Origin of the sequence: Streptomyces sp. McG3 (genome assembly GCF_018619185.1) — a bacterium.
GTDB lineage: Bacteria > Actinomycetota > Actinomycetes > Streptomycetales > Streptomycetaceae > Streptomyces.
The window spans coordinates 1-14,522 of sequence record NZ_JAAXYC010000047.1 but is presented as its reverse complement, the minus strand read 5'-3'; the positions used below and the strand labels follow the sequence as shown (position 1 = coordinate 14,522).

Here is a 14,522-nt window from a genome sequence, read left to right as displayed (position 1 = left end):
GCGCTTCCCGGCCGGATCTTTCGGCCCGCTCGGGCGGCGCAGAAAGAACATTACCCGAAGGTGTCCGGCGCTCCAAAACGGGTATGGCCCGCCAGCAGACCGGGGAGCTGGTCGAGCCCGGTGATCGTCACGAGATCCGGCCTCCCGCCCCTGCCCCGCCGGTCGAGCCAGATGCCGGTCAGCCCGGCGGCGACGGCGCCGCCGGCGTCGATGTCGGGCTCGTTGCCGACGTACGCCACCTCGTGCGGCTCCAGTGCGAGCGTCTCGCAGGCCGCGTGGAAGGCTCCGGCCTCCGGCTTGGAGATCCCCAGCTCGACCGCGCAGACCATCGCTTCGAAGCGGTCCCGGATGCCGAGCGCGGTCAGCTTGTGCTGCTGGTGGTCGGTGTTGGCGTTGGACAGGATTCCGTGGCGGTAGTCGCGTGCCAGCAGGTCGAGCACCGGCAGGACGTCCGGGAAGAGCGTCCAGGCGGCCTCGTAGTGGGCGGCGTGACGGCCGAACCACGCCTCGGCCTCGGCATCCTCCAGATCGCGGGAGAGGAACTCCCGCACCCGGTCCCGCCGCTGTCCTCGGAAGTCGGTCTCACCGGCGGTCATCCGGGCCCAGTGCCGAACACTCAGCGCCTTCCAGGCGTCGAGGGCCACGTCCACCGACGCGTACGCCTCGGGCAGCCCCTCACGCTCCAGGTGCTGCCGCATACCGATGCGGTCGGCATTCGCGTAGTCGAAGATCGTGTCGTCGATGTCCCAGAGCACGGCGCGGATCGGCATGGACCTCACGGTAGCCGTCGACGGCAGGCCGCGGAGGGGAAAAGCGGCTTGGAAAGCCGAGAGGGCCGCAGCCGGTCGGCCGCGGCCCCCTCGGGGCGTCCCTTGCCTGCTTACGCGGTCAGCTTCGCCAGCGCGGCGTCCACGCGGGCCAGGCTCTTGTCGCGGCCCAGGATCTCCAGGGACTCGAAGAGCGGCAGGCCGACGGTGCGGCCGGTGACGGCGACGCGGACCGGGGCCTGCGCCTTGCCGAGCTTGAGGCCGTGGGCCTCGCCGGCGGTCAGGACGGCGTTCTTCAGGGACTCCGGGTCGCTCCAGTCCGCCGCCTCCAGATGGGCGCGGGCCGTGGTGAGCAGGGCCACCGGGTCGCCCTTCATCGCCTTGGTCCAGGACGCCTCGTCCTCCACCGGCTCGTCGAGGAAGAGGAAGTCGACGTTGTCGGTGATGTCGGAGAGCACCGTGACCCGGGTCTGGGCGTACGGGGCGATCCGCGTCCACTTCTCCGCGTCGAACGCCTCCGGGGCCCAGGGGGCGAAGGGGGCCCGCAGCCAGGGGCCGCAGGCCTCGGTGAAGGCCTTCACCTCCAGCATGCGGATGTGCTCGGCGTTGATGTGCTCGCACTTCTTGAGGTCGAAGCGGGCCGGGTTGGCGTTGACGTCCTTGATGTCGAACGCGGCGACCAGCTCGTCCATCGAGAAGATGTCGCGGTCCTCGGCGATCGACCAGCCCAGCAGCGAGAGGTAGTTCAGCAGGCCCTCGGGGAGGAACCCGCGCTCGCGGTAGAGGTTGAGCGAGGCCTGCGGGTCGCGCTTGGAGAGCTTCTTGTTGCCCTCGCCCATGACGTACGGCAGGTGACCGAAGGCGGGGGTGTCCTTGGCGATGCCCAGCTCGATGAGCGCCCGGTACAGGGCGATCTGGCGCGGGGTGGAGGAGAGCAGGTCCTCGCCGCGCAGGACGTGGGTGATCTCCATCAGCGCGTCGTCGACCGGGTTGACCAGCGTGTAGAGCGGGGCCCCGTTGGCGCGGACGATGCCGTAGTCCGGGACGTTCTCCGGCTGGACGGTGATGTCGCCGCGGACCAGGTCGGTGAAGGTGATGGCCTCGTCGGGCATCCGGAAGCGGACGATCGAGCTGCGGCCCTCGGCCTCGTACGCGGCGGTCTGCTCGGCGGTGAGGTCACGGCAGTGGCCGTCGTAGCCCGACGGCTTCCCGGCGGCGCGGGCGGCGTCGCGGCGGGCGTCCAGCTCCTCGGTGGTGCAGTAGCAGGGGTAGGCGTGCCCCGCGGCGAGCAGCTTCTCGGCGACGTCCTTGTACAGGTCCATCCGCTGCGACTGGCGGTAGGGGGCGTGCGGGCCGCCGATCTCGGGGCCCTCGTCCCAGTCCAGGCCCAGCCAGCGCATCGAGTCGAGCAGCTGCTGGTAGGACTCCTCGGAGTCGCGCGCCGCGTCGGTGTCCTCGATCCGGAAGACCAGGGTGCCCTGGTGGTGCCGGGCGAAGGCCCAGTTGAAGAGCGCCGTCCGGACCAGGCCCACGTGCGGGTTGCCGGTGGGGGAGGGACAGAAACGGACGCGTACATGTGCGTTAGCCACGCTTGATCACCTTGTTGGTGAGAGTGCCGATGCCTTCGATGGTGACGGCGACCTCGTCGCCGACGTGCAGGGGGCCGACCCCCGCGGGGGTGCCCGTGAGGATCACATCGCCCGGGAGCAGCGTCATGGCCTCTGTGATGTGGACGATCAGGTCCTCGATGGAGCGGACCATGTCGCTGGTGCGGCCGAGCTGTCGCTGCTCGCCGTTGACCGTCGCCTGGATGGTGAGGTCGTGGGGGTCCACCTCGGTCTCCACCCAGGGGCCCAGCGGGCAGGAGGTGTCGAAGCCCTTGGCGCGGGCCCACTGCTTCTCGCGCTGCTGCACATCGCGGGCGGTGACGTCGTTGGCGCAGGTGTAGCCGAGGATGACGTCCTTGACCCGCTCGCGGGGGACCTCGCGGCACATGCGGCCGATGACCACGGCCAGCTCGGCCTCGTGGTGCAGCTCGTTGGAGAAGGAGGGGTACTCGATCGCGTCGCCGGAGCCGATCACCGAGGTGGTGGGCTTGAAGAAGGTGATCGGCGCGTCGGGGACCTCGTGGCCCAGTTCGGCGGCGTGCTCCGCGTAGTTGCGGCCGATGGCCACGACCTTGTTGGGGAGCACGGGGGGCAGCAGCCGGACCTTGTTCAGCGGGACCTTGGTGCCCGAGAGCTCGAAGTCGGCGTACGGAATGCCCTTGATGATGTCGAGGACGAGGTCACCGGATTCCACGGTGCCCTGCCCCTCGACGGCGCCGAAGGCGACATTGCCGTCGATGGAGAACCTGGCGATGCGCACGGGATGCTGTCGCCCCTCACTTGCTGGCTGACTGAAGACTGACGCTCCAGGCTAACGCGGTGAGAGGGGACAGCCTCGCGTATGAGGGCGCACGGAAGGCGGTGGCCGGCCGGGTCCTACCGGGCGGCCGTGACCGGGGCTTCCATCAGGATGGTGCGGCGCGGGTTGGCCGTCACGGTCGGCAGGTCGGCGGCGTGCTCCGGCTGGGGGGGCGTCCGCAGCGCTTCGGCGTCCTTGAGGTGCGCCAGCGTGGTGCGCCGGGGGTTGGCAATGTTGCGGAACATCGTCGTCGTCTTCATCTGCCGTCAGGACCCTGTCGGTGAGGGCGTCGCTCGTCGCGGCGCCGGCTTGTCGGATTCGCCATCCCTGTAAAGCGTCAGGCTAAACATCCGATTCCCCGCCGAAGCCGGGATGAGGCGACGATCATCATGTGAGTTTGCTCACGAACTAATCGACAATTGACCCATTGCGGACAGTTGACCATGGTCCAGAAAACGGACAATGCATCACTGAATCCACTATTCCGCTCCTGATCATCGCGTCTGGGACACCCCCCGCCCCTAGGTGAGTCCTCCGCAATAGTCCGCTTTACCCACGATCACTCTCCACTGCTTGTCACCCGCCCATCACAACGTGTCACGCAGGTCACAGCCCGGTACATGGCCCTTGTTGGAGATCCTGCACTGTGCTGGAATTCCACGCACCGCCGCGGGTTTCAGGCCGGCGCGCAGGGGCGCAACGCAGCGCCGAGTGGCGGCGGGAGGGGGAAGTACGCCGGTCACTCACACGACCACCCATGGGGCGCGTCCAGTGCCCCACGACGCCGACACCGTTCTTGTCCGCACACGCGGGCGGGACGCCTGGTCCAGAGGTTGCGACGCTAGTGCAGGGACGTTTCAAGAGGGATGGCAGCGCTCCGGCGGAACAGGAGCCGCGCGGCGGGACCGACCGCGGTTCCTCGCCCCAGCACGCCCAGAACCCCGGGCCGGCCGCTGCCGGCGACACCAACGACCGCGCGCAGCGCTCGGGCTCCACGACGAGCAGCGGCGCGGAGCCGAACACGCCCGCACAGCCGCGCGGCCCGGTCGACACGGGTTCGCGCATAGCGCTCCGTAACTGGCGCATCAGCACGCGACTGGTCTCACTCCTCGCCCTCCCCGTGGTCGCCGCGACCAGCCTGGGCGGTCTGAGGATCAACGAGTCCATGACCGACATGCAGCAGCTGGAGCACATGCAGCTGCTGACGAAGATGACCAAGCAGGCGACCTCGCTCGCCCAGGCGCTCCAGGTGGAGCGCGACCAGTCGGCCGGTCCGCTGTCCAACAAGTCCAAGCCCACCGACTACAAGGTCACCGGGCCCCGGGACAAGACCGACCGGGCCAAGGACGCCTTCCTCGACGAGACCGACTCGATCGGTGACTCCGAGGGCGACGAGGCGCTGGACAGCATCCACGCGAGCATCTCGCAGATCGCCTCCCAGCTCGGCACCATCCGTACGATCCGCAAGACGGCGTACGAAGAGGGCGCGCCGAGCCTCAACACCATCGACCAGTACAACCAGCTGATCACCTCGCTGCTGAGCCTCTCGCAGGACATGGCGCAGGCGACCAGCAACCCGGACATGATCAAGCGGACCCGGGCCCTGGCGGCGTTCTCCTCCGCCAAGGAGTACGCCTCGGTCCAGCGCGCGGTCATCGCCGCGGCCCTGCCGGGCGGTTCGGTCAAGGAGCCGCACCTCAACCCGAACGACCGGCAGTTCGGCTCCAACGCGCTCGCCAAGGAGTCCCGGGCCCTCACCTCGTTCAAGACGATCTACGGGACGACCGGGGAGAGCGCCGAGGAGCTCATGGCGCCCCTGGACAACGGCAACCCGGAGATCAACGCCGGGAACATGTACGCCAAGCGGATCCTGGACACCACGAACGGGATCGAGGGCAAGCAGGTCCGGTCGTACCTGGACTGGTACGACCAGAGCACCATCAAGATCAAGGCCATGGAGACGATCGAGGCCACCCTCCTCAGCGACATGGAGGCCAAGGCCCGCGAGCTGCGCCAGGCCTCCCAGCGCGAGGCGATCGTCAACGGCGCCGTCATCCTCATCGTGCTCGGCGTCTCGCTCGTCGGCGCCTTCGTGGTGGCCCGCTCCATGATCCGTTCGCTGCGGCGTCTGCAGGACACCGCCACCCGGGTCGCCCAGGACCGGCTGCCCGAGCTCGTCAAGCAGCTCTCCGAGACCGACCCGCAGGACGTCGACACCTCCGTCGAGTCGGTCGGCGTGCACTCCCGGGACGAGATCGGCCAGGTGGCCGCGGCCTTCGACGACGTGCACCGTGAGGCCGTCCGCCTCGCCGCCGAGCAGGCCCTCCTCCGGGGCAACGTCAACGCGATGTTCACCAACCTCTCGCGCCGCTCGCAGGGCCTCATCCAGCGCCAGCTCTCGCTCATCTCCGAGCTGGAGTCCCGCGAGGCCGACCCGGACCAGCTGTCCTCGCTCTTCAAGCTCGACCACCTCGCGACCCGTATGCGCCGTAACGGCGAGAACCTCCTCGTCCTCGCGGGCGAGGAGCCGGGCCGCCGGTGGACCCGGCCCGTCCCGCTGGTCGACGTGCTCCGCGCCGCCGCCTCCGAGGTGGAGCAGTACGAGCGCATCGAGCTGTCCGCGGTGCCCGCCACCGAGGTCGCCGGCCGGGTCGTCAACGACCTCGTGCACCTGCTCGCCGAGCTGCTGGAGAACGCCACCTCGTTCTCCTCGCCGCAGACGAAGGTCAAGGTCACCGGTCACGCGCTGCCCGACGGACGGGTGCTCGTCGAGATCCACGACACCGGCATCGGCCTCTCCCCCGAGGACCTCGCCGCGATCAACGAGCGGCTCGCGCAGCCGCCCACCGTGGACGTCTCCGTCTCCCGTCGCATGGGTCTGTTCGTGGTCGGCCGGCTGTCGCTGCGACACGGCATCCGGATCCAGCTGCGCCCCTCGGACTCCGGCGGGACGACCGCACTGGTCATGCTGCCCGTCGACGTCGCGCACGGCGGCAAGCAGCCCCCGTCCAAGCAGGGCCCCGGACAGCAGCCCGGCGCCCCGGGCGGTCTGCTCGCGGGCAACGGGAACGGCGCAGGCAACGGCCAGCGCGCGGGACTGGGCGGCGGACCGGCCGGTCCGGGCGCCAAGAGCCTCGGCGGTGGACCGGGTGCCCAGCGCGGCCAGGTCGGCGCGGGCGCGGGCCCCCGGGCGGCACTGCCGGCCCGGGACACCGGTGCCGGCCGTCCACAGGGCCCCCAGGGCGGCGGCCAGCCGAACAACGGCGGACCGGGCCAGGACTTCCCCGGCCAGGACTTCCCGGGTCAGGGTCCGGCGCCCCAGCGCCAGGGCGGCGGCCTCTCCGGCGCCTTCGGCAACAGCGCCCGGCTCGGCGCCCGCGGCGGCCAGGGCGGCCCGCAGGGCGAGGCCCCGGGCCGCGGTGACGCGACCAACCTGTTCGGGCACGGCGCTCCGCCCTCCCCCGGGCAGAACGGACGCCAGGGTCAGTTCGCACCGCCGAACCAGCAGAACCCGTCCGGCTGGCAGAACCAGTCGAACCAGCAGAACCAGCAGGGCCCCGGAGCGCAGCAGCCCCAGGGGCGTCAGGAGCAGAGCGGCCCCGCCCAGGGCGGCTTCCAGCAGTCCGGCGGCCCCGGCCGTCAACTGCCGCCGCCCGGTGGACCGCGTGCCGAGCTGCCGGGGGGCAACCCGCAGCCGCAGCGGCCGGCGACCACCAGCTGGGGCGCGGACACCCCGCGCGGTCACGAGGAGCACGACGCGACCGGGCAGTTCGCCCGTCCGGCGGACCTCGGCCAGGACCGGTCGTTCAACGCCCCGCTGAACCAGCGTCCGTCGGACGACCGCCAGGGCCCCGGCGCCACCTCCGAGTTCGCCCGGCCCGACTTCTCGGCGCCGGCGGCTCCCCAGGACCGGTCGTACCCACAGGGCGCTCCGCAGGGCCAGGACCCGGCGAGCACCGCACAGTTCGCGCGGCCCGACTTCGGCGTCCCGCAGCAGCCGGACCAGAACCAGCTGGGCCAGAACCAGCTGGGCCAGGGGCAGTACGACCAGGGTCAGCAGCTGCCCGCGCCGCGTCAGCGCGGCTCGGAGGGCAATGACTTCGGTGCGCCACTGCCGTCCGCCTCCCCGGCGGGCGAGGCTCCGCCGTACCGTCCGGCGCTGCCGCAGCAGCCCCAGCAGCCGGAGGCCCTGCCGCCGGCCGGTCCCGGGGACGGCCGTACCCCGCTGTACGACACGCTGGAGACGAACTGGTTCCACGGTCCGGGCCAGGGCGGCCAGCAGCCGCCCGCCGAACCGCAGGCGCCGGCCGCTCCGGACCCCTCCGATGTGCCGGTCCCGCCCATGCCCCGGCGTGGTGCGGCCGACCCCTCGGTCACCAGCTCGTGGCGGGCCTCGCCCAACGACGAGCTCGTACGCCAGGCCGAACGGGTCAAGAAGCCCGCCGCCGGCGGGGTCACCACTTCCGGGCTGCCCCGCCGTGTTCCCCGCGCCAATTTGGTTCCGGGGACCGCGCAGCAGCAGAATCACCAGTCCGGACCACAGGTTTCGCGTGCGCCCGATGACGTGCGCGGTCGTCTGACCAATCTCCGCCGGGGCATCCAGCAGGGTCGGCAGGCCAACAACGGCCCGCAGACCGGCAGTATCCATCTCGGCCCCACTCACCAGCAGGAGCGTTAGTTGAGCCCCATGAGTCAGGCCGCGCAGAATCTGAACTGGCTGATCACCAACTTCGTGGACAACACCCCAGGGGTGTCCCACACGGTGGTGGTCTCCGCGGATGGCCTGCTGCTGGCGATGTCCGAAGGTTTCCCGCGCGACCGCGCCGACCAGCTCGCGGCGGTCGCGTCCGGTCTCACCTCGCTGACCGCGGGTGCGTCCCGGATCTTCGAGGGCGGCGCCGTCAGTCAGACGGTTGTGGAGATGGAAAGGGGATTCCTCTTCCTCATGTCCATCTCCGACGGTTCGTCACTGGCCGTTCTGGCCCACCCGGACGCCGACATCGGTCTGGTCGGGTACGAAATGGCCCTCCTGGTCGACCGTGCGGGCACCGTCCTCACGCCCGACCTCCGCGCCGAACTCCAAGGAAGTCTGCTCCACTAGGCGGCCATCCAGCGGATTCACGACACGATCCCCCCAGGTAATGCCCACAACCCTCACCCGTCAGGCCGCTTTAGTCCCCTCACCGGCCCCTTGCAGACGGCAAGCCGAGAACCTGCTGTCACGCCCGGAGGATTCATGACCCCGCCACCCGCCTCACCCGATCCGTACGGCGCACTGCACCACGCGTCGTACGACGGGGAAGGCGACCAGCCGCTGGTTCGTCCTTATGCCATGACCGGCGGCCGGACCCGGCCGCGCTACCAGCTCGCGATAGAGGCACTGGTCAGCACGACGGCAGACCCCGCGCATCTGGGGACCCTGCTCCCCGAGCACCAGCGGATCTGCCACCTCTGCCGTGAGGTCAAGTCGGTGGCGGAGGTGTCGGCACTGCTGTCGATGCCGCTCGGCGTCGCCCGGATCCTGGTGGCGGACCTGGCGGAAGCCGGCATGGTGGCCATCCACCAGCCGGGCAACGGAGAGGCCGGCGGCGCGCCGGATGTGACACTGCTCGAAAGGGTGCTCAGTGGACTTCGCAAGCTCTAACGGCGGTACGGGCCGCGCCACCACCTCGGCGAAGATCGTGGTGGCGGGCGGCTTCGGCGTGGGCAAGACCACGTTCGTCGGGGCCGTGTCGGAGATCAACCCGCTGCGCACCGAGGCCGTCATGACGTCCGCGTCAGCGGGCATCGACGATCTGACCCACACCGGGGACAAGACGACGACCACCGTCGCGATGGACTTCGGACGCATCACGCTCGACCAGGACCTGATCCTGTACCTCTTCGGTACACCCGGTCAGGACCGCTTCTGGTTCATGTGGGACGACCTGGTCCGCGGCGCCATCGGCGCCGTCGTCCTCGTCGACACCCGCCGCCTCGCCGACTGCTTCCCCGCCGTCGACTACTTCGAGAACAGCGGGCTCCCCTTCGTCATCGCCCTCAACGGCTTCGACGGACACCAGCCCTACACCCCCGACGAAGTACGCGAGGCGCTCCAGATCGGGCCCGACGCGCCCATCATCACGACGGACGCCCGGCACCGGGCCGACGCCAAGAGCGGCCTGATCACCCTGGTCGAGCACGCGCTGATGGCACGCCTGAAGTAGTTCTTCCACCCAGCGTAAGTCGATATCGGCATACGGAAGTTGCAGTAGTCACGCGGGGGCGGCCTGTGTCGTTTGACACGATCCGCCCCCGTGTTCATAACGTTTCGAGAGAGAATTGACTCCACGCCGCCACCCGACGCATCCATTCGGTGCCACTGCGCTCACATGAGCCCCGCCTTTTGACGGGGCTCGCTCTTTATGCCCGTTTTATCTGAGGTCTGGGCCACTCGGAATCGCTGATTCCGACTGTTTGGAACGGGACCGGTCCCCGTGCTGCAATTCGACGAACTCCCCAGTAGGACCGCCCTGAACGAATAATCCGGCACAGCGTAGGTGCCGACGCCGAGAGGTTGTTGGTCGAGTGAGGCGAAGCAACGAGGGCTCCGCGGCGCAGCCCGAGCGGGGCAACTTCACCCCGCCGTCGCGCGCTGTGTCGTCCCCTGCGGATGCGCCCGGCACGGAGCCCACCGGTGGTGGCAGCACCAGCCGGATGTCCCCGCGCAACTGGCGCGTGGCCACCCGGCTGAACGCGATCCTCCTGATCCCGGTGCTGGTCGGCCTCGTCATGGGCGGCTTCCAGGTGAAGGGCTCCATCGACACGTGGAGCGAGGCTCAGGACGCCGAGAGGATCGCGGTCGTCGTGCGCGCCGCGTCCGACTACGGACAGGCGCTCCTGAACGAGCGGGACCTCACCGCCGAGCCGCTGCTCTCGGGCGACCGTGACGCCGATGTGGTCGAGCAGACCCGGGCCACCACCGACGAGGCGGCGCGGAAGTTCGACGCCGCGGTGAAGGACATGCCCGCGAAGCCGGGCCTGGAGCGCCGTCTGAAGCTCTTCAAGGGCGAGGAGCCCAAGCTTCCCGAGCTGCGCAAGGCCGCCTACTCGCAGGCCCTGGACCCGGTGAAGACCGAGGAGGGCTACGTCCAGGTCCAGCACTCGCTGATGGAGTTCTCCAACGAGCTCGGCCTCGGCACCGGCAACATCACCAGCTACGGCCGTACGGTCTACGCGATCGAGCTGTCCAAGGCTGCAGAATCGCTTCAGCGCTCGATCGGCATGCACCTCCTGGTGCGCCCGAGCAAGAAGCCGGGTACGTACAACGACCAGGTCAAGGCCTTCGGCTCGTACAACTACCTGGAGCAGATCGCGCTGGGCGAGTTCAATTCCGGGGGCACCCAGGACGACGTCGACCGGCTCAAGCAGGTCATGGCCGGCAAGGCCGCCGAGGGCGCCAAGCAGCTCAAGGCGGCCAAGGAGCAGGCCGAGGCCGCGGGCGAGCCCTTCGTGGCCCCGCCGAGCATCGACGGCTCGGTCTTCGACGGCATGGCCCGGGAGATCGGCCAGGGGCAGGACCCCGAGGAGCTGGCGGCCAAGGGCATCACGCCCGCGACCTGGATGGCGGCCGCGACCGCGAAGTTCGAGGGGTACGCCACCGTCGAGGACGAGCTGGTCACCAAGGCGGTGGACGAGGCCGCGAGCATCTCCTCCGACGCCAAGACCGACGCCATCGTCAACGGCCTCATCGTCGTCATCGCGCTGCTGGCCGCCTTCATCCTGGCCGGGCTCATGGCCCGCCAGATGAGCCGCTCCATGCGTCAGCTGCGTACCGCCGCCTTCGGCATCGCCGAGCAGCGGCTGCCCTCCCTCGTCGACCAGCTCTCGCGCACCGACCCGGGCCGGGTCGACACCCGGGTGCAGCCGATCCCGATCACCACGCAGGACGAGATCGGCGAGGTCGCCCGCGCCTTCGACCAGGTGCACCGCGAGGCCGTCCGGCTCGCCGCCGAGCAGGCCATGCTGCGGGGCAACGTCAACGCGATCTTCACGAACCTCTCGCGCCGCAACCAGTCGCTCATCGAGGGCCAGCTGACCCTCATCACCGACCTGGAGAACAACGAGGCCGACCCGGACCAGCTGGAGAGCCTCTTCAAGCTGGACCACCTGGCCACCCGTATGCGCCGCAACGGCGAGAACCTCCTCGTCCTCGCGGGCGAGGAGCCCGGCCGCCGCTGGAACCAGCCGGTTCCGCTGGTGGACGTCCTGCGGGCCGCCTCCTCCGAGGTGGAGTCCTACGAGCGCATCCAGCTGACCGGCGTGCCGGAGAGCGAGATCCACGGCCAGGCCGTCACCGACCTGGTGCACCTGCTCGCCGAGCTGCTGGAGAACGCCACCACGTTCTCCTCGCCGCAGACGAAGGTCAAGGTCACCGCGACCCGGCTGCCCGACGGCCGGGTCATGGTCGAGATCCACGACAAGGGCATCGGCCTCACCGCCGAGGACTTCGCCGACATCAACCACAAGCTGGCCAACCCGCCGACCGTGGACGCCGCGGTGTCGCAGCGCATGGGCCTGTTCGTGGTCGGCCGGCTGGCCGACCGGCACGGGATCCGGGTCCAGCTGCGCCCCTCGGGCGAGCAGGCCGGGACCACCTCGCTGGTCATGCTGCCGGACGCCATCACCCACGGTGGCGGTGGCGAACCGGGCTCCGGCCAGGACGACTTCACCGTCTCCTCGATCATCCCCGAGCAGCAGCAGGCCTTCGAGCCGGCGCCGCAGCAGGCCCCGATGCGCACGGCGGCGGAGCTCGGCTTCGACGACTCGCGCTACGAGGCCCCGGCGGACCCGGGTCAGCTGGACCCGGTCAACCGCTCGCTGATGCGCGAGGAGCGCAGGGCGGCCCTTGAGGCCCAGACGGGCCCGGGCGGCCCGTTCGGTGACAACTCCCGGGAACAGCAGGGCTACGCGCAGGAGCCGTACGCGGGCGACCCGTACGGCGGGCAGCAGCGACAGGGTTACGCCGATGATCGCTACGGCCAGGACCAGTACGGGCAGCAGCCGCCGCAGCAGCCGTACCAGGAGACGTACCAGCAGCAGTACGGTGCCGGGGACGGTTACGCGCAGCAGCGGGATCAGCAGGCGCAGCAGCACCCGGGAGACGGTTATCCGGAATCGGCATATGCCGATCAGCAGGCTCAGCAGGCTCAGTACGCCGACCCGTACGCGGCTTCGCCGGACCAGTCCCACCAGGATGATTGGCCTGTTCAGAGTGGTTTCCAGAACACTTATGAGCCGATCACTCCCACCGAATCGGAATCTGTTCCGAGCGCGCCCGCAGAGCCTTCGGACCGCGTAGGCTTCGACCGTCCGGGGCCCACCCCGAACGTCGGCCACGAGCTGACCGAAGCCGGTCTGCCGCGCCGCGGCGCTCAGCAGCACTGGCAGCCCGGCCCCGGCGGCCGCGGCAACGACCAGCCCGACCCGACTCCGGAGCCCCAGCCGCAGCAGGAACAGCGGCAGGACCCGCAGACGGACGGGGACGGCCCCGACGACTGGCGCTCGACGAACGACGAGCGCTGGGAGCGGGCCGAGAAGCTCCGTGAGCCGAAGGCGGGCGGAATCACCCCCTCCGGCCTCCCCCGGCGCGTACCCAAGGCCAACTTGGTCGAGGGCACGGCGGAGCAGACCCAGCAGGGCGGCCCACAGGTCTCCCGCGCGCCCGAGGACGTCCGTGGCAGGTTGAGCAACCTGCGGCGGGGGATCCAGCGGGGACGCAGCGAGGGTTCGGACACCAGTACCACCTACAACCAGGAGCGTTAGTGTGAGCCCGATGAGCCAGGCGGCGCAGAATCTCAACTGGTTGATCACCAATTTCGTGGACAACACCCCCGGGGTGTCGCACACGGTGGTGGTCTCCGCCGACGGACTCCTGCTGGCGATGTCCGAGGGTTTCCCGCGCGACCGCGCCGACCAGCTGGCGGCCGTCGCCTCCGGTCTGACGTCGCTGACCGCGGGCGCCTCGCGGATCTTCGAGGGCGGCGCCGTGAATCAGACCGTTGTGGAGATGGAGCGTGGATTCCTCTTCATCATGTCCATTTCCGACGGATCCTCACTCGCTGTCCTGGCCCACCCGGACGCCGATATCGGTCTGGTTGGGTATGAAATGGCCCTTCTGGTGGACCGCGCGGGCAGTGTCCTGACTCCGGACCTCCGCGCCGAACTTCAGGGAAGTCTTCTTAACTAGCAGACAGACAGTGCGTTTCTCGCCACCGCGCCATAAAGTGCGGTGGCGCGGCCCCACTGGGATCGGTGACCGGCAGTCGGAGGAGGAAACGTGGCAGCACCCACAGGCGGGCACCCATACAACGGTGACCAGAGGGTTCCGGGTGAGCACGGTGACAACCGTTTCGGCTTCCCTGCCGCACCTGGCGGGCAGGGCCAAGGCCAGTACCAGCCATACCCGGAGCCGCTCCACCACCAGCAGCATCAGGGTGCTCACGGCGCGCAGGGGTCCGAGTGGCCCCCGCAGCAGCCGGGGGCGGGGTGGCCGCAGCAACCGCAGCAGCCCCAGCGGTACGACGCGCCCCAACAGCCGCGCATCCAGCCGGTGCAGCAGCGGCGGGCTCCCGAGCCCGCCAAGCCCGCCGCGCACAACCCGCTGGTCCGTCCGTACGCCATGACCGGCGGCCGGACCCGACCGCGTTACCAGCTCGCCATCGAGGCACTGGTCAGCACCACGGCCGATCTGTCCCGGCTGCAAGGGCAGTTGCCCGAGCACCAGCGGATCTGCCGGCTCTGCATCGAGATCAAGTCGGTGGCCGAGATCTCGGCCCTGCTCTCGATCCCCCTCGGCGTTGCCCGGATCCTCGTCGCCGACCTGGCCGAGGCCGGACTCGTCGCTATCCATCAGCCCGGCGGCGACGAGGCCGCCGGCGGCCAGCCAGATGTGACACTGCTCGAAAGGGTGCTCAGTGGACTTCGCAAGCTCTAGCGGCGGAGCGGCCCGCTCCACTACCTCGGCGAAGATCGTGGTGGCAGGGGGCTTCGGCGTGGGTAAGACCACGTTTGTCGGTGCCGTTTCGGAGATCAACCCGCTGCGCACCGAAGCCGTGATGACGTCCGCCTCGGCGGGCATCGACGATCTGACCCACACCGGGGACAAGACCACCACGACGGTGGCCATGGACTTCGGACGCATCACCCTGGACCAGGACCTGATCCTGTACCTCTTCGGTACGCCCGGTCAGGACCGCTTCTGGTTCATGTGGGACGACCTGGTCCGCGGCGCCATCGGCGCCGTCGTCCTCGTCGACACCCGCCGCCTCGCCGACTGCTTCCCCGCCGTCGACTACTTCGAGAACAGCG

Annotated in this window: 12 protein-coding genes; 8 read left to right on the top strand and 4 right to left on the bottom strand. The window is 69.9% G+C overall.

Annotated features, from left to right (window positions below; genetic code table 11):
* Window positions 1-50 precede the first annotated feature (50 nt).
* From HET64_RS10960 to HET64_RS10945, 4 genes are all read right to left on the bottom strand, one after another.
* A complete protein-coding gene (locus tag HET64_RS10960) occupies window positions 51-770 on the bottom strand; it encodes an HAD family hydrolase (RefSeq protein WP_215104287.1) in 720 nt (239 codons plus the stop codon).
* 110 nt (window positions 771-880) lie between these two features.
* Window positions 881-2,356, bottom strand: a complete 1,476-nt coding sequence (gene gltX / locus HET64_RS10955; RefSeq protein ID WP_215104285.1) for a glutamate--tRNA ligase — start codon at window positions 2,354-2,356, stop codon at window positions 881-883.
* A complete protein-coding gene (locus HET64_RS10950) occupies window positions 2,349-3,134 on the bottom strand; it encodes a fumarylacetoacetate hydrolase family protein (protein ID WP_215104283.1) in 786 nt (261 codons plus the stop codon). Before HET64_RS10950 ends, gltX begins: the two co-directional genes overlap by 8 nt.
* 116 nt (window positions 3,135-3,250) lie before the next feature.
* Entirely contained in the window at window positions 3,251-3,433 is a 183-nt protein-coding gene (locus HET64_RS10945; RefSeq protein ID WP_097867886.1) for a hypothetical protein, read from the bottom strand.
* Window positions 3,434-4,017: 584 nt separating this feature from the next.
* Between HET64_RS10945 and HET64_RS10940 the strand changes: the two genes are divergently transcribed.
* From HET64_RS10940 to HET64_RS10905, 8 genes are all read left to right on the top strand, one after another.
* Window positions 4,018-7,851: a nitrate- and nitrite sensing domain-containing protein gene (locus HET64_RS10940; RefSeq protein WP_215104281.1), complete on the top strand. Its 3,834-nt coding sequence runs from the start codon at window positions 4,018-4,020 to the stop codon at window positions 7,849-7,851.
* A 9-nt stretch (window positions 7,852-7,860) separates the two neighbouring features.
* The gene (locus HET64_RS10935; protein WP_006127850.1) at window positions 7,861-8,274 is read left to right on the top strand and encodes a roadblock/LC7 domain-containing protein; all 414 of its coding nucleotides are present in this window, start codon (window positions 7,861-7,863) and stop codon (window positions 8,272-8,274) included.
* Window positions 8,275-8,409: 135 nt separating this feature from the next.
* Window positions 8,410-8,817: a DUF742 domain-containing protein gene (locus tag HET64_RS10930; RefSeq protein WP_003966010.1), complete on the top strand. Its 408-nt coding sequence runs from the start codon at window positions 8,410-8,412 to the stop codon at window positions 8,815-8,817.
* Window positions 8,798-9,379 (top strand): ATP/GTP-binding protein, encoded by a 582-nt coding sequence (locus HET64_RS10925; RefSeq protein ID WP_073213974.1) that lies wholly within the window; start codon window positions 8,798-8,800, stop codon window positions 9,377-9,379. The genes HET64_RS10930 and HET64_RS10925 overlap by 20 nt, the downstream gene beginning before the upstream one ends.
* A 361-nt stretch (window positions 9,380-9,740) precedes the next feature.
* Window positions 9,741-12,977 carry a nitrate- and nitrite sensing domain-containing protein gene (locus tag HET64_RS10920; protein ID WP_215104278.1) on the top strand — a complete coding sequence of 1,079 codons (3,237 nt, stop codon included), beginning with the start codon at window positions 9,741-9,743 and terminating at the stop codon, window positions 12,975-12,977.
* Window positions 12,978-12,987: 10 nt separating this feature from the next.
* Window positions 12,988-13,401: a roadblock/LC7 domain-containing protein gene (locus HET64_RS10915; protein WP_006127847.1), complete on the top strand. Its 414-nt coding sequence runs from the start codon at window positions 12,988-12,990 to the stop codon at window positions 13,399-13,401.
* Window positions 13,402-13,491: 90 nt separating this feature from the next.
* The gene (locus HET64_RS10910) at window positions 13,492-14,148 is read left to right on the top strand and encodes a DUF742 domain-containing protein (protein WP_215104276.1); all 657 of its coding nucleotides are present in this window, start codon (window positions 13,492-13,494) and stop codon (window positions 14,146-14,148) included.
* The coding region (locus HET64_RS10905) for an ATP/GTP-binding protein (protein ID WP_215104274.1) at window positions 14,129-14,522 on the top strand (394 nt) is incomplete at its 3' end. The genes HET64_RS10910 and HET64_RS10905, both read left to right, overlap by 20 nt.